The sequence below is a fragment of the Lutibacter sp. genome (assembly GCF_021647475.1).
GTDB lineage: Bacteria > Bacteroidota > Bacteroidia > Flavobacteriales > Flavobacteriaceae > Lutibacter.
Genome location: NZ_JAKIUR010000013.1, coordinates 44,040 through 59,826, shown reverse-complemented (window position 1 = coordinate 59,826; position 15,787 = coordinate 44,040). Strand labels below are relative to the sequence as shown.

Sequence of the window (15,787 nt, the reverse complement as noted above, 5' to 3'; positions counted from 1 at the left end):
GCACCACAAATAACCGAAATTATTCCGATTAGAAGGATGTCAATTAAGTTATGAAGTTGGTTTATATGGCTCCTAGGATCTTCTACTTGCGTAAAAATACTTACTATTTTACTACTTGATGTCATTGATGTAAATTATTGATTATCAGTATAATATACAAATAATTAATAACTTTGACAACTATAAATCAACTGATTATCTAGCTTTTATCAAAGAAAAAGTGTGAGTTTGCCCTGAAAACTACAATAAAAAACTTGTTTTCTAAAGTATTGATAGTATATTTGCACTCGCAATAATGGAAATACATTATTGACCTGGTAGCTCAGTTGGTAGAGCACCTCCCTTTTAAGGAGGTGGTCCTGGGTTCGAGCCCCAGCCAGGTCACAAAAAGTTGAGTTTAAAAGCTTAACTTTTTTTATTTATATTAGTTATTTTTATGCACATATGGCGGAATTGGTAGACGCGTCAGCTTGAGGGGCTGGTGAACAATTGTTCGTGCAGGTTCGACTCCTGTTATGTGCACTTTTTAAACTTAACTTTTTGAATATCTATCTGTTATAAAATTTATTTTTTGGATTTCATAAAAAATAGTGTATCTTGCAATCATAAAATCTCAATATTTATTTAAACTCCTTTAAATAAAATTACCTCAATTTTTTAACCTCAATAGTTTGATATCACAATTAATGCGATATATTTTTATTACTAACTTAAATTTTTAACTAATGAGAACAAACAAATTATGGTTATCAATTCTACTTTTAGGAGTTTTATTGATAACAAACACAGGAATTTCACAAGAAAAAAAGAGTTATCAAATGGTTGAACTAACCTACATGCTACCTAAGATTGGCATGGAAAAGGCATTTGTGAAAGCCGTTAAAGAACACAATCAAAAGTTTCACAGCCAAGATCCTTATAAAGCCAGTTTAGACAGAATTGTTACTGGACATTATGCTGGTTGGTACGTTTGGGTTATGGGATCAACCATGTTTAATCAATTAGATGCACGTCCAAATAAGGGAACTCATAATGATGATTGGGATAAAAATGTGTCACCTACTGTGAAAAACTATGGAATGGTTGAATATTGGAGAAAAAACGATAAATTAAGTTTTAAAGCTAATGATAATACGCCTGCATTAGAAAATATTTGGTTTATAAAGGTTAAAGAGGGAAGTTATTATAGATTTAAAGATGTAATCAAAAAATTTAAAGATGCATTTGAGAAAAAAGGTGATAATTTTTTCATTTATAATAACCAATTTAGACAAGATGATGGTAGAGATGTTGCTATAGTATGGACTATGAATTCTTGGGCTGATATGGATGATGAAGATGGTGGAATCAAAAAATATTATGAAGAAGTAAATGGTGAAGGAAGTTGGATAAATGCCATAAAAGAATGGGATGCAGTAACTGAATCTATTAAAAGTGAAGCATGGGAAATAGGGGTTGACAAATAGCAATATTTTTCAAAAAAAGCCAGTATTAATACTGGCTTTTTTAAATTTACACTGTTTGTGATATCCTGCTTTTTATAATAACGAACTTTAGTAATAGTTAGTTACCTATAAATATTAATTAGAAAAGTAAATAAACACTATTCTCAACTTGACTGTCTATGCATAAATTTATACATTATCACTAATTTTAGACAAAATTTTCAACTAAAATTACTATACTTGCATATGCTAAAAAGAATTATATATTTCGCTTTTGTATTATCCTTTTTAAATGGATTTTCACAAGAACCTAAATCAAATGATACCATCAATCCTACAACATTTTCAGTTGCTTTAAAAGGACAAGTGATAGATAATTTATCTAAAAGACCATTGGCCGGAGCTAATATTTTCAATTTGAATTCTGTAATTGGTTCGGTTACTGATGACAATGGAAAATTTGAAATTGAAACTAAAGCTAATGATACTATTTATATTTCTTATTTAGGATTCCAATCTATTAAACTTAAAATTACACATGATTTATTAAAAGGAAATGAACTTGTAATTGAATTGCATCAAAAAACGGAACAATTAAAAGAAGTTGTTGTTAATGCTCATAAATTAATAGGTGTTTTAGAAATTGACGCAAAAAATGTTCCTAAAGATAAATATGCTAGAATTCATATTAATGGATTACCTCAAACCTATGAAGTTGGTGTTAGACATAGTAAAGAGTTTAATTCTCCAGTAGATGCCTTATTTAAGCCAATAGATTTTGTATATAATTTGTTTGGTAAAAAACCTAAACAACTTAAAAAATTGAGAAAGCTAAAAAATGATGACCATTTACGTTCTATGTTAGAAGCTAAATTTAATAGAGAACTAATGATGGAATATTTAGATATGGATGCTACCGAGCTAAATGATTTATTAAACCAATGTAATTATTCTGATTATTTTATTAAATCAGCCAGTGACTTACAACTTATTGAAGCTGTACTACTTTGTTACGAAAATTATAAGGCAATTAAAAAAGGAAGCACTATAAAGAAAGAAAATTAAAAAAAATAAATAGTTAATAATTAGGACCTTAATGTAGATTCTCTAACTACTAAATTTGTTTTAATTTCCACAGTTTTATTAATAACTTCATTTTCATTATTAATTTCATCAATTAAATATTTCACAGCAGTTTTACCAATTTTATTTCCTGGTTGGTCAATTGTGGTCAATTTAGGTTCAATAATAATGGAATTTTCTGAATTACTAAATCCCGCAACTGCAATTTCTTCTGGAATTTTTATTCCGTGATTTCTTAGAGTTTTTATAACACCTATTGCTGTTCCATCTGTAATTGCAAAAATTGCATCAGGCTTTTCTTTAAGGCTCAACAAAATACTTGTAAACCGTTTACCTTGATGCATAGATATATCCGAAGCACTTAAAATAATTTTTTCATCTACAGGTAATTTGTATGTTTTTAAGGCTCTTAAATATCCATTAAACCTTAATTCAGATATTAATGAATTTTCAAATTCTTTAATAATGGCAATTCGCTTTTTTCCTAAATTAATTAAATGTTCAACTACTCTAAAAGCAGCGTCTTCATCATCAATTACAACTTGAGTACAAGGCACCTTTTTAGAAACTTTATCAAAAAGCACTAATGGTATTTGTTCTCTAATTTTTATAATTTCATCTACTTCAACTGTTTTCCTAGTTAAGGATAATAAAATTCCATCAACTCCAAATTGCATCATAGTTTGCAACATTTCAGTCTGCTTAGTTTCATTATTCCTAGATTCAGAGATGATAACTTTAAACCCTTCAATTTCAGCTTCTCTAATAATTCCTTTAAGTAAAGTTGCCGTAAAATAATGTGAAATATCTGGTACAATTACCCCAATTATGTTTGTTTTATGAGCTCTAAAGCCCTTGGCAAATAAATTAGGAACATAATTTAATTTTTTTGCAATATTTAAAACTTTTGTTTTAGTTTGTTCACTTATATCTGGATGGTTATTTAATGATCTTGAAACTGTTGAAATTGAAATACCCAACTCGTTTGCGATTTTTTTTAGGGTGGTTACATTTTTTTTTGACATTTTAGTAAACTTATATTTACAAAGGTATAACTATTTTTGATTATGCAACCGTTTGCGAAAACGTTTGCGTATTATAACATCTAAATTAGTGATTACAATTATTTAATATTAATATAATTTTGATTAAAATATTAACAGAATATTAATTCAAACTACACACTTATGAAAAAATACTTAACAGTACTTTTATTATTAATAGGTTCTTTAGGCTTTGCACAAACAGTTATTCAAGGAACTATTACAGATCAATCAGGTAATCCATTACCTGGAGTAAATGTTGTAATTACAAATACAACGGAAGGAACAACCACTTCTATGGATGGGAAATATGAACTTTCTACAAATCAAAGTGGCATGCAAGAAATTAAAGCAATGTATGTTGGCTTTATAACAGCATCCAAAAAAGTAAATTTATCAGAAAACACTTCTGTTAATTTTTCTTTAAAAGAGAGTGTAGAAAGTTTAGATGCCGTTGTATTAACCGCAACTTCTACATTTAGATCTCAAAAACAATCTCCTTTATCTATTTCATCTTTCAAAGCTAAAGCACTTACAAGATTAAATGCAAATAGTATGGCAGATATTGTTAATAATATACCAGGTGTTGTAGCCGATGGTGGCGGTGGAGAAGGTGCAACAAACATCTTTATAAGAGGTTTGCCTTCTGGTGGTCAAAATGACTTTTCACCTATTGAGTTTGATGGGTTTACATTAGCTGGTTATGGATTAAGTTCTACGGCTGGTGATGTTTATGCAAGAGTAGACCAAGGTGTAAAAGGAGTTGAATTTGTACGAGGTGGATCTTCAATTCTTTATGGAGCAGGTTCTACTGCAGGTATTATCAACTATATTTCAAAAACTGGAGATACCAATGATGAAAATATAATTAATATTGAAGAAGCTGATGGTGGTAGATTAAAAACGGAATTTTATACAGGTGGTAAATTAGGAAGCGAAGATTCTAATACTTATTACGCATTGTCTGGATGGTTACGTAAAGATGATGGACCATTAAATTTTGGAGTGCCTTCTGAAGGATACCAATTTAGAGCTAATTTAAAAAAGAAATTTGAAAATGGTTCATTTACTTTTTACACCCAATTCATTAATGATAAACAACAATTTCTATTAGGTCTTCCATTAGATGGTACTTCAAGAGAAAGAATAACTGGAAATGATGGTAATATAGTTTATCAATTAAACTCGGAGTATTTAAGAAATACTAGTTTCTTAACACCTGCAGGAGAATACAGAAGTCCTATTGCAGATGGTATCCATACTAAAGGATTTTATGCCATGGGTGTTTTTGATTATAATTTAGAAAATAATTGGAAAATGAAAGCAAAAATGAAAGCTTCTAGTTATGTAAGTGATTTTTCTTTATATGTTGGAGCAAACGGAAGTGCTAATACTCCTGTATCCTTAAATGATTATTTAACAATACATGGTTATCCAAATGCTACCAATGTAAATGCTTCTTATGTAGGAGGTACTGCTTTAGGTGCTAATGATAGAGTTATTGACAACTTACAAGTGGATAGAAATCGTCCTATTACAGATTATACAGGTGAATTTAGCGTAACAAAAAAAAAAGTAGGAGATCAAGTTGAACATAATATTACTGCAGGAACCTATTTAGCTTATACTGAAGGAGAAGATAATAACTATCAATTTAGAACATTATCAGCTTGGAATAATGATCCTCAAATGGTAAATCTTTCTTTTACAGATGAATTAGGGAATGATGTAACTTTTTCTGATACAGGATTAACTGATAGAATTGGAATGACCGCAAATAAATTTTTAAGTCAAGAAAGAGCTGCTTTTTATTTTACGGATGAAATGATTTTAAATAAATGGAGAATAGATGTTGGATTTAGATTAGAAAATCAAAAAGCTAGAAGAGAAAACGGGGCTTTAGCATCTGCTCAAGTTTATACCAATCCAACGTTAACCTCAAGTCTGCAAAATGTTAAATATGCCACTGGTGCCTTTACAAGAGCTAAGGTTAACACTACTGGTTTTGCAGCATCATTAGCCGCATTATATACTATTAATGATAATTTAAATGCTTATGCTAACTTTTCAAAAGGATATTTCTTTCCTTTAGTAAGAAGTATAAACGTAGTTAGTAATAATGTTGTTGCTGGAGATTATAAACCTGAAGACATTTATCAAGCTGAAATGGGTTTGAAATTTGGTACTTCAAAATTTTCTGGAACTTTTGCAGGATATTACACAACCCTAACGGATAGAGTTGCAATTCAAAGACTGAATTATGGTGGAAGTATTGGTACTGTTGATGGAATCAAAACAATTCAAGATACTAAAACAATTGGAGTTGAAACTTCTTGGAATTGGAAATTTGCTAATAATTTATCATTCAATGGAAACTTCACTTTTCAAGGTCATGAACTTAATAAAGATGAAAGAACAGTACTTCAATCAGGTACAGTTGATGGTGTTGCTTTAGTTGCTGGTACAGTAACTAATGGTGCAAATGTGGGTAACAAATTAAGAAGACAACCACGAGTTTTATCATTACTTAGATTAGATTATGACAATAGCAAATTTGATAGTTTTGTTTCTGCAAATGTAAGAGGAAGTCAATTTAATGATGACGCAAATCTAGTTAAATTAGATGGATTTACTGTGATAAGAATTGGAGCAGGTTATACAATTCCATTTAATGAAAATAATAGCTTAAGGTTAGGTTTTTCAGTTTATAACTTGTCTAATAGTCAAGGATTATCAGAAGGAAATCCAAGAGCTTTTGCTCAATCTAGTACTGGAGAATTTTTTAATGGTAGACCAATTTTACCAAGAAGAACTTTCATAAATGCAACTTTTAAATTTTAAAATTTGATTTAATTAATGTTTCTCACCATCTAATTAAATTTGGATGGTGAGTTTTTTTTAATTGTTAATTTTATTACAAAATATAGATCTTCAATTACCTATATAAATTTTTTATAAATGAACCTTACTATTGCACTTTGTCACTTTAGAGTTGGAGAAACCGATGGGGTTTCTTTAGAAATGGACAAATGGAAAGCCGTTTTAGAAAAAATGGGATATCAAACCCATTATATTGCAGGCTCAGAAGGTTTATTAAGTGATGTGCATATAATTGAGGAGCTTCATTATAACAATGCTATCAATAATATGCATGTAGAAAATGCGTATGTGAAATTTCATTCTTTTCCTGATGAATGGTCTTTTAAAGAATCTATTGGAAAGTATGCAAAATCAGTAGAGAAAAAATTGATAGCTATTATCAATAAAAATAATATTGATGTTTTAATAGTAAACAACATATTCTCGCTAGGATGGAATTTAGCAGCAGGAATAGGCTTTTACAACGCTATTAAAAAAACTTCCGTTAAATGTATTTGTCATCATCACGATTTTTACTGGGAACGAGAAAAATACAGCAACCCAACTTGTTCATTTGTTCAAGATTATTTAGATGAATATTTTCCACCTATTCATCCAAGAATTAAGCACGTTGTAATTAACAGCATTGCAAAAAATAAATTAAAAAGAAGGAAAAATATAGAAAGTACCATTGTTCCAAATGTTTTTAATTTTGATAATGATTGGAAAATAGATAATTATAATGAAGATTTTAGAGCTTCGTTTGGAATTAAAAATAACGACTTAATAATTTTACAAGCAACAAGAATTGTAAAACGGAAAGGCATTGAATTGGCTATAGATTTTGTTTCTGAATTAACAACTAACAAACATCAACTAATTGGTAAAAAATTATATAATAATAAAATTTTTGATGAAAAAAGCTCCATAATATTTTTATGGACAGGATTAAATGAAGACGAATCTTATTTTAATCAAATTGTAAAATATGCAAAGAAAAAGAATGTGACCTTAAAAATTGTGAGCAATTATATTGACCATGAAAGATCATTTATGAACAATGTAAAAAAATATTCATTGTGGGATGCCTATGCCAATTGTGATATGGTAACTTATACAAGCCTATTAGAAGGTTGGGGAAATCAATTTATAGAAGCATTGGTCGCAAAAAAAATAATTATTAGTTATCAATATCCAGTTTTTGAAAAGGATATTCTTCCACTTAATTTTAATACTATTGATTTAGGAAATATGCATACCCTAAAAGAAGATGGATTAGCAGCCGTTTTACCTAAAATTATTGAGAATGCATCAAATAAAACCATAGATATTCTTTTAAGTAAAGCTAAATATTCGCTTGCTGTTAATAAAAATTACAACATAGGAAGACAAAATTTATCATTAGAAACTTTAGAAACGAAATTAAAATCAATTTTAGAAAATGAAAAATAAGGCTAAACAAATACTAAATGATAATTGGAGAGATGGCTATACTGTTCCTTGTAAAGATTTGTATCCTTTTCAATGGCTTTGGGATTCTGGATTAATTGCAATTGGATATGCACATTACGATATGTCAAAGGCAAAAAAAGAGCTAGAAACCTTATTAAATGCTCAATGGAAAAATGGTTTTATTCCGCATATGATATTTCATAAAAAAAGTGAAACCTATTTTCCAGGTCCAAATTTTCATAGTGCAATTTTACATCCAAATTCTAACAAAGATTATCCTTCAACGGGGCTTACCCAACCACCTATTTTAGGATTTGTTTTAGAAAAAATTTATCAAATAGCTAACAATAATGAGGGCGTTTTAAATTTCATCAAAACAGTTATTGATAAGGTGTATTTGAACCATCAATATCTATATGAAAATAGGGATTTAAATAATGAAGGATTACTTTATATTTATCATAACTGGGAATCTGGCACAGATAATTCTCCTGCCTGGGATGCTATATGGGAAACTATGAATCCAACAGAATATTCATTTGAAAGAAGAGATACAACTCATGTAAATCCTGAACAAAGACCAACTAAAAGAGAATATGACCATTATTTATATATGATTGACCTTGCCAAAAGTGTGAATTATAACGATGCAAAAATTGCTGAAATTTCTCCTTTTTTGGTTCAAGATCCATTATATAACTCCATGTTAATTAAGTCAAATAACTCATTAATAAAATTGTATGAACTCATTGGAGGAAATTCAACTAAAGTTGAACAGCTTAAAAAATGGCAAGAAAAAAGTATCACATCATTTAACAATAAATTATTTAATAAAGAATTAGGAGCGTATATTTATTACGATTTAAGGAATGATAAACCTATTAATGTGATAAGTTCATCCTCCTTTGCTCCTTTATATGCTGGGATACCAGCTAAAAAACAAGCTGCTCAATTAGTTAATACTTTGACTACAAAATTTGGAGGAGAAGACTTATATTTATGTGCATCATTTGATCCAACAAGTGAAAAATTTGATCCTAAAAAATATTGGAGAGGTCCTGTTTGGATAAATTTAAACTGGCTTTTATATTATGGTCTTCAAGATTATGGGTATCATGATTTAGCTCAAAAAATTAAATCTGATACTATTGAAATTTTGGAAAAAGTTGGATTTTACGAATATTTTGATCCTAGAAAATCTGAATATAACAAAAACATAAAAGGATATGGAGGCTCTGATTTTTCTTGGAGTGCATCCCTTTTTCTCGATTTAATAAATAATTAATAAATCTTAAAACTACTATATGAATTGGTTAGACTATACGATAATAATTATATATATAATTTCATTCCTAGGATTAGGTTTCTTTTTTAAAGAAAATAAAAATTCTAAAGATTACTTTTTAGGAGGAAGAAGCATGAGTTGGTTTCCTTTAAGCTTATCAACTATGGCAACTCAATTATCTGCAATAAGTTTTATTTCTGCTCCTGCTTTTGTTGGTTTAAAATTGGGTGGCGGAATGAAATGGTTATCGTTTGAATTTGCCGTTCCTTTAGCTATGATTTTTATCATGGTTTTTATAATTCCGCCATTGTTTAGATCGGGTGTTGTAAGTATTTATGAATATGTTGAAAAACGATTTAGCGTTTCTACACGGTTAATTTTAAGCGTTGTTTTTCAAATAAGTAGGGCGTTAGGTACTGGGGTAATGGTGTACACAGTTGCTATTATTTTGCAATCCGTATTAGATATTGATTATGCGTATACTATATTAATAATTAGTGTTATTACCATTATATATTCTTGGCAAGGTGGTATGAAAGCTGTTGTTTGGGGTGATGCCATTCAAATGATTATTCTATTCGCTGGACTTATAGTAAGTCTTTATTATGGTTGGCACTTGCTGAATGAATATGGTGGATTACCAAATGGTTTTGAACCAGATCGTTTACAAGTAATCAATTATAATTTAGGTATAGGAAAAAATAGCGAATACGGTCTTTTACCAATGATTGTTGGTGGTTTCTTTTTATATGTTTCTTATTACGGATGTGATCAAACCCAAGCCCAAAGATTGTTATCGGCTAAAGATGAAAAAACTATAAGAACTTTATTAATGGCTAATGGATTATTCCGTTTTCCTGTAGTTTTTATTTATAGTTTTATGGGATTAGTAATTGGAGGTTTGGTTGTTTTAGCTCCAGATTTTTCTGCGGATATAGCACATGCAACCATGAAATATTTTCCAGCAGAATATGCAAAATATGGATTAAAACCAGATTTAATGATACCGGTGTTTATTGTTAAATACCTTCCAAACGGACTTATTGGTTTATTAATGGTTGGTATTTTGTCCGCAGCCATGTCATCTCTTAGTTCTACCGTAAATTCACTTTCTGCCGTAACGGTTGAAGATTTTTTTAATAGAGGTGTTAAAAAACTTGAACCTAAAAAATATATGTTTATTTCTAAAACTGCCGTTATTTTTTGGGGAGCAATTTGTGTTGCGAGTTCCTTTCTATTTGGGGGAAGTCAAAGTGCCGTTATTGAAATTATAAACGCCATAGGCTCGGTATTTTACGGACCTGTATTAGCTACTTTTTTATTGGCTTTTTTCTCTAAAAAAGTAAATTACATTGGTATGAATACGGGAATTATAGTAGCTGTTTTAATTAATCTAGTCTTATCAAAAACCATTCAAGAAATGTTTCATATCGATTTAGGAATTGAGGTTTTTTGGATATGGCTCAATTTTACAGGTATTGCAATAGCGGTTGGCGTGGCCTATTTAGTAAGTGCATTAACAAAAGATATTCCTATTAAAAATATTTCTGGCATGAGTATTACTATTAAAAAATCAGATTTTTTAATTAAAGAGGTTTACATTTTAGTCCTGTTTTTTATAGCCATTTTAATTTTAAGCTATTTCATTCCAATGCTTTTAGGATAATTTAATGTATTAATATAATAATTATGAAAATGATAAAACCCAAAGATAAAGAATTGATAAAAGAAGAATTAACTTCTTTATACGGTGATAAAGTTGATTGGCTATTAGAAAACATAGACAAATTACTATCAAAATATGCACCTTTAAATTCATTTAAAAATAACTTATTAAATGAAAAAGATGTTATTTTAATTACGTACGGAGACACCATTCAACAAAAGGGAAGTTCATATTTACAAACCCTAAATAAATTTATAAATAAGTACAGTCTTCCTGAAATTAATACTACCCATATACTTCCATTTTTCCCTTACACTTCTGATGATGGTTTTTCTATTACAGATTATTTTAAAGTAAATCCTGACTTAGGTTCTTGGGAAGATATTTCTGAAATAGCAAAAAACAGTAATTTAATGTTTGATGCCGTTGTAAATCATATGTCTAAATCTTCAAATTGGTTTCAGTCTTTTTTGAAAGGAGAAAAGGATTTTCAAGATTTTTTCATAGAAGTAGATTCTGAAACAGATGTTTCTAAGGTAACACGTCCAAGAGCATCACTTTTGTTAAATCCTTTTAAAGATGAAAAAGGAAATGAAAAATATATTTGGACAACCTTTAGTGAAGATCAGGTAGATTTAAACTTTAAATCGCCACAGGTTTTTATTAAAGTACTTGAAGTACTGCTATTTTATGCTAGTAAACAAGCTAAGTTTATTCGTTTTGATGCGGTAGCTTTTTTATGGAAAACTATTGGAACAAACTGTATTCATTTACCTGAAACACATAGTGTAATTCAGCTTTATAAAAAGATTACTAAAGTTATAAATCCTAATATTTATTTTATTACTGAAACTAATGTACCTCATCAAGAAAACATTTCTTATTTTGGAAATGGTTTTAATGAAGCAGATTTGGTTTACAATTTTACTTTAGCTCCTTTACTAGTTTATGCTATGATGAAAAAGGATGTTAAAGTTCTTACAAAATGGGCTACCTCTATAAAATTACCAAGTAACAAAGTTTGTATGTTCAATTTTACAGCAAGTCATGATGGTATTGGTGTTCGCCCATTACAAAATATTATTTCTGATACTGAAATTAATGAATTAGCAGCATGGACATTGAGTCATAATGGCGAAGTTTCTTACAAAAATAATGAAGACGGATCGCAATCTCCTTACGAACTTAATTGTAATTTTTTAGATATTTTAAGTGATGAAGAGGATAATAATCAAACTCGAGCAGCTAAAATGTTACTTACGCAATCTGTAATGATTGCTATGCCTGGAATTCCAGGAATTTATATCCACTCCTTAATTGGTTCTCAAAATGATTATGAAGGTGTTAAAAAATCAGGAATTAAAAGAAGAATAAATCGCGAAAAATTAACGTATAATGCTGTTGAGAAGGAACTTGAAACCGAAAATTCTATAAGAAAAATAGTATTTGGCAAGTATAAAGAACTTTTAGCCATAAGAACAAAAGAACAAGTTTTTAATCCTTTTGGAAATGCCAAATATTTTGCTTTTAAAAATTCTGTTTTTGTCATAAAAAGGACATTTAAAGATGATGTTTTATATGCCTTATTTAATTTCAGTGGTAAATCCATTAAAATTAAGGCTTTATCTAAAGAAGTTTATGATTTAATAAAACATAAAAATATTTCTAATGCTTATTGGAAAATAAATGCATATAGTTTCCTTTGGCTTAAAAACAGTTAAATATAATTGCAATTATGAAAGTTATTATAGCACCAGATAAATTTAAAGGTTCATTAACAGCTATTGAAGTTTGTAATGCTGTAGAAAAAGGTATAAAAAAAGCAGATCCATCCATTGAAGTTATAAAGCATCCTATAGCAGATGGTGGCGAAGGAACTTTAGATATTTTGGATTACTATTTTAAATTAAAAACAATTGATGTAAAGGTTCACAACCCACTTTTTAAGATAATATATTCAAACTATAAGGTTTCTAAAGATGTTGCATATATTGAAATGTCAAAGGCTTCTGGCTTGCAATTGCTAAGTAAAAAAGAACAAAATTGTTTTTACACTTCATCATTTGGAACTGGTGAATTAATATTGGCTGCTATTGAAAAAGGATTTAAAAATATTGTGTTATTTATTGGTGGAAGTGCTACAAATGATGCTGGAATTGGGATGGCTTGTGCGTTAGGTTATTCATTTTATAATAAGCAAGGAATAAAAATTAAACCAATTGGAAAAGAATTAATAAATATTAACAAAATTGATTCTAAAAATTTAAAATTTGATTTAAATAAAATAAATTTCACTGTAATATATGATGTTAAAAACCCTTTGTACGGAAATAATGGTGCAGCGTTTATGTATGCAAGTCAAAAAGGAGCATCAAAAAATGAAATAGAAATTTTAAACAGTGGATTAATAAATTTTGATAGCCAGATAAAAGCACATTTTGGCAAGTACGTAGCTTATATTAAAGGTTCAGGAGCCGCAGGTGGATTGGGTGCAGGAGCAGTAAGTTTTTTAAATGCTAAAATGGTTTCAGGAATAGATTTTATATTGGAAAAAACAAATTTTAAAAAGTATTTTAAAGATAAAATAGATTTAATAATTACTGGTGAAGGAAGTGTTGATAAACAAACACTTGAAGGAAAAGTGGTTAAAGGAGTTAGCGATTTATCCAAACAATATAAAGTTCCTATATACATAGTTGCTGGAATTATTAAAGACAAAGAAAGCATTTTAAAAAATATAAATCCGCTAGCCATGAGCGAGGTTATGGAAGTAAATATAACTACAAAAGAAGCTATAAAAAATGCAGCTATCTATATTGAAGATCTGGTATATTCAACATTTAAAACACTAAAAAAAGCCAACTAGAAGTTGGCTTTTTTAATTTTAAAACTAATTTTTTATTATTGATTTCCTAAAATAATAGGCAATCCACTTTTTCCAGAACCTATAACAATAACTTTACTATTAGAAGAATTAGATAATTGAATAGTAGCATCAATACCTTTATCTCTAAGTATTTTATCGGTTAATGAGGCACTTAAAATACGGTTTGCATCAGCTTTACCTTGAGCTTCAATAACTTGACGTTTTGCTTCTTTTTGGGCTTTTTCAATTCTAAATTTGTATTCTAAAGACTCTTGTTCATATTTTAACTTGGTCTCAATAGCATTTTTAATTGTTGGTGGCAAAGTTACGTCGCGTACTAATACTTGATTTAGTTGTACAAATTGGTCATCAAGTATTGCTTTAGTTTCATCAAAAATTTCTAATTGAATTACGTCTCTTTTACTTGCGTATAATTGTTCAGGAGTATAACGTCCAACAACACTTCTGGCGGCAGAACGCAAAGCTGGCATAAGTACATTTTCTTTATATTGTTCTCCTCTTTCTTTATGTAATTTTCCTAATTCATTATAATTTGGTTGATACCAAGCAGAAACTTCTAATAAAATATCTAATCCGTTTGAGGATAATACTTTCATTTTTTCAAACAATTCTTGTTGCCTAACATTATATATTGTAACGGTATTCCAAGGTGCTACAAGATGAAATCCTTCACCTAATGGTGGTTGATTAGTTACTACTCCTCCACCAAACCTTTTCCATAACACGCCTGCTTCTCCAGCATCAATATTAACTGTTGATTTTGAAATAAAAATAATTCCAATTATAACTAAAAAAATAATTGGTAATAAAGATTTTGGTAATTGTAATTGTCCGTTATTGCTCATTTTTGTTTTTTTTTGATTTAGCCAAAAATACAAAATAGAATTCATTAAATTTAATTTTAAATACTATTTAGTAACAATAATCAGTTTACCCATTCTCTAACGGTAAGAAAGCTCCTTTCATTAAAATTTGTTTGTTTTCTAAATTCTTACCAATTATTTCAATCCCATTTTCATTTTTTATACCAACATTAATTTTAACTTTTTCAAATTGATAGACCTTATTCTTTTTTTCTTTCAGCACTAAAACAAAATATTCATTATCTTTTTCAAGAACAGCTTCAATAGGCAATGCTTGTTTTTGAACAGAGTTAGTAATAATTTCAGCTTCTACAAACATACCTACTATAAAGGGTACATCTTCGTCTTCTAAATGTCCGTGTACTCTAACTGTTCTATTTTTATCAATTGACTTTCCTACTAGGTAAACTTCTGCTTTATATTTTTTTGTAGAAGACTCAGGAATTTTAAATAAAATAGGTTGTTTCTCTCTAATTTTTAAAATCTCCTTTTCAAATACAATTAACTCAAGGTGTTTATGCTCGTTATTTATTATTTCTAATAAAACATCTGATGCATTCATAAATTCTCCTACATTTGTGTAAACAGCAGTTACACTGCCACCAATAGGAGCATAAATTGGTGCAATTGACGTTATTTTGCCTGCTTTTACATTTAGCGGATTGATATTAATCATTTTCAACTTTTGAGACAATCCATTTAATGAAGCAAGAGCACTTTTATAATCACTTTCCGCTTTTAAATATTTTTTTTGTGAAGTAATTTTTTCTTTGAATAATGTTTTTTGTCTATTATACTCAGACTTTAAGTAAGTTAATTTTTCAGAAACCTCTAAATAATTTTGTTGTATCTCAATAAAATCTGGATTTTCAATGGTTAACAATAATTGTCCTTTTTTTACTTTATCACCTACTAATAATGGTGATTTCTTAACATATCCTCCAATTATTGCACTTACTTTGGCTCTATTTGCTGGCGGAACATCTATATAACCATTGGTTTTAATACTTTCTGTAAAAAGTTGTTTTGAAATTTTTCCTAATTTCATTTTTGAATTTTCAAACTGAGATGAAGTAATCTCAACAAGGTTATTATCTTCTTTTATAGGATTAACCGTAGCTTCTTCTGTCTTTGAAGTATTACAAGAAATTGTAATAATCGAGAGCAGCAGTACTATTATTTTTGATATTTTTTTTTTCATTTT

At 28.9% G+C, this 15,787-nt stretch carries 11 protein-coding genes and 2 tRNA genes; 10 read left to right on the top strand and 3 right to left on the bottom strand.

Going from position 1 to position 15,787, the window contains the following annotated elements; translation table 11 throughout:
* Nucleotides 1-311 precede the first annotated feature (311 nt).
* The 4 genes from L3J60_RS04960 to L3J60_RS04945 all read left to right on the top strand — a co-directional run bounded on the left by L3J60_RS04960 (nt 312) and on the right by L3J60_RS04945 (nt 2,510).
* Nucleotides 312-384 (top strand) — tRNA-Lys (locus tag L3J60_RS04960).
* Between the two features lie 54 nt (nt 385-438).
* A tRNA-Leu gene (locus tag L3J60_RS04955) sits at nt 439-522 on the top strand.
* Between the two features lie 203 nt (nt 523-725).
* Nucleotides 726-1,466 (top strand): hypothetical protein, encoded by a 741-nt coding sequence (locus L3J60_RS04950; RefSeq protein ID WP_291974382.1) that lies wholly within the window; start codon nt 726-728, stop codon nt 1,464-1,466.
* 225 nt (nt 1,467-1,691) lie between these two features.
* Entirely contained in the window at nt 1,692-2,510 is an 819-nt protein-coding gene (locus L3J60_RS04945) for a carboxypeptidase-like regulatory domain-containing protein (protein WP_291974381.1), read from the top strand.
* Between the two features lie 20 nt (nt 2,511-2,530).
* Here the strand turns inward: L3J60_RS04945 and L3J60_RS04940 are convergent, their stop codons facing one another.
* Complete coding sequence (locus tag L3J60_RS04940) at nt 2,531-3,553, bottom strand: LacI family DNA-binding transcriptional regulator (RefSeq protein ID WP_291974380.1); 1,023 nt, start codon at nt 3,551-3,553, stop codon at nt 2,531-2,533.
* 162 nt (nt 3,554-3,715) lie between these two features.
* On the opposite strand from L3J60_RS04940, the gene L3J60_RS04935 reads away from it, so the two are divergent.
* From L3J60_RS04935 to L3J60_RS04910, 6 genes are all read left to right on the top strand, one after another.
* Nucleotides 3,716-6,412 (top strand): TonB-dependent receptor, encoded by a 2,697-nt coding sequence (locus L3J60_RS04935; protein ID WP_291974379.1) that lies wholly within the window; start codon nt 3,716-3,718, stop codon nt 6,410-6,412.
* Between the two features lie 117 nt (nt 6,413-6,529).
* Nucleotides 6,530-7,882: a glycosyltransferase family 4 protein gene (locus L3J60_RS04930; RefSeq protein WP_291974378.1), complete on the top strand. Its 1,353-nt coding sequence runs from the start codon at nt 6,530-6,532 to the stop codon at nt 7,880-7,882.
* Nucleotides 7,872-9,167, top strand: coding sequence for a trehalase family glycosidase (locus L3J60_RS04925; protein WP_291974377.1), 1,296 nt, complete (start codon nt 7,872-7,874; stop codon nt 9,165-9,167). Before L3J60_RS04930 ends, L3J60_RS04925 begins: the two co-directional genes overlap by 11 nt.
* A gap of 19 nt (nt 9,168-9,186) precedes the next feature.
* Nucleotides 9,187-10,833, top strand: coding sequence for a sodium/solute symporter (locus L3J60_RS04920; protein WP_291974376.1), 1,647 nt, complete (start codon nt 9,187-9,189; stop codon nt 10,831-10,833).
* A gap of 23 nt (nt 10,834-10,856) precedes the next feature.
* On the top strand, nt 10,857-12,554 hold the full coding sequence (locus L3J60_RS04915) for a sugar phosphorylase (protein WP_291974375.1): 1,698 nt from the start codon (nt 10,857-10,859) through the stop codon (nt 12,552-12,554).
* Nucleotides 12,555-12,568: 14 nt separating this feature from the next.
* Nucleotides 12,569-13,699, top strand: coding sequence for a glycerate kinase (locus L3J60_RS04910; protein WP_291974374.1), 1,131 nt, complete (start codon nt 12,569-12,571; stop codon nt 13,697-13,699).
* A 35-nt stretch (nt 13,700-13,734) separates the two neighbouring features.
* Here L3J60_RS04910 and L3J60_RS04905 read toward each other — a convergent pair whose 3' ends face one another.
* Together L3J60_RS04905 and L3J60_RS04900 are read right to left on the bottom strand one after the other, a co-directional pair.
* Nucleotides 13,735-14,565 (bottom strand): prohibitin family protein, encoded by an 831-nt coding sequence (locus L3J60_RS04905; protein WP_291974385.1) that lies wholly within the window; start codon nt 14,563-14,565, stop codon nt 13,735-13,737.
* An 85-nt stretch (nt 14,566-14,650) separates the two neighbouring features.
* Nucleotides 14,651-15,784: an efflux RND transporter periplasmic adaptor subunit gene (locus L3J60_RS04900; RefSeq protein WP_291974373.1), complete on the bottom strand. Its 1,134-nt coding sequence runs from the start codon at nt 15,782-15,784 to the stop codon at nt 14,651-14,653.
* Nucleotides 15,785-15,787: the final 3 nt, after the last annotated feature.

Bases quoted from the DNA above. Each gene is read 5' to 3' on its own strand.
- L3J60_RS04920 (WP_291974376.1), top strand. From the start codon at position 9,187: ATGAATTGGTTAGACTATACGATAATAATTATATATATAATTTCATTC.
- L3J60_RS04910 (WP_291974374.1), top strand. From the start codon at position 12,569: ATGAAAGTTATTATAGCACCAGATAAATTTAAAGGTTCATTAACAGCT.
- L3J60_RS04915 (WP_291974375.1), top strand. From the start codon at position 10,857: ATGAAAATGATAAAACCCAAAGATAAAGAATTGATAAAAGAAGAATTA.
- L3J60_RS04940 (WP_291974380.1), bottom strand. From the start codon at position 3,553: ATGTCAAAAAAAAATGTAACCACCCTAAAAAAAATCGCAAACGAGTTG.
- L3J60_RS04945 (WP_291974381.1), top strand. From the start codon at position 1,692: ATGCTAAAAAGAATTATATATTTCGCTTTTGTATTATCCTTTTTAAAT.
- L3J60_RS04930 (WP_291974378.1), top strand. From the start codon at position 6,530: ATGAACCTTACTATTGCACTTTGTCACTTTAGAGTTGGAGAAACCGAT.
- L3J60_RS04905 (WP_291974385.1), bottom strand. From the start codon at position 14,565: ATGAGCAATAACGGACAATTACAATTACCAAAATCTTTATTACCAATT.
- L3J60_RS04900 (WP_291974373.1), bottom strand. From the start codon at position 15,784: ATGAAAAAAAAAATATCAAAAATAATAGTACTGCTGCTCTCGATTATT.
- L3J60_RS04935 (WP_291974379.1), top strand. From the start codon at position 3,716: ATGAAAAAATACTTAACAGTACTTTTATTATTAATAGGTTCTTTAGGC.
- L3J60_RS04950 (WP_291974382.1), top strand. From the start codon at position 726: ATGAGAACAAACAAATTATGGTTATCAATTCTACTTTTAGGAGTTTTA.
- L3J60_RS04925 (WP_291974377.1), top strand. From the start codon at position 7,872: ATGAAAAATAAGGCTAAACAAATACTAAATGATAATTGGAGAGATGGC.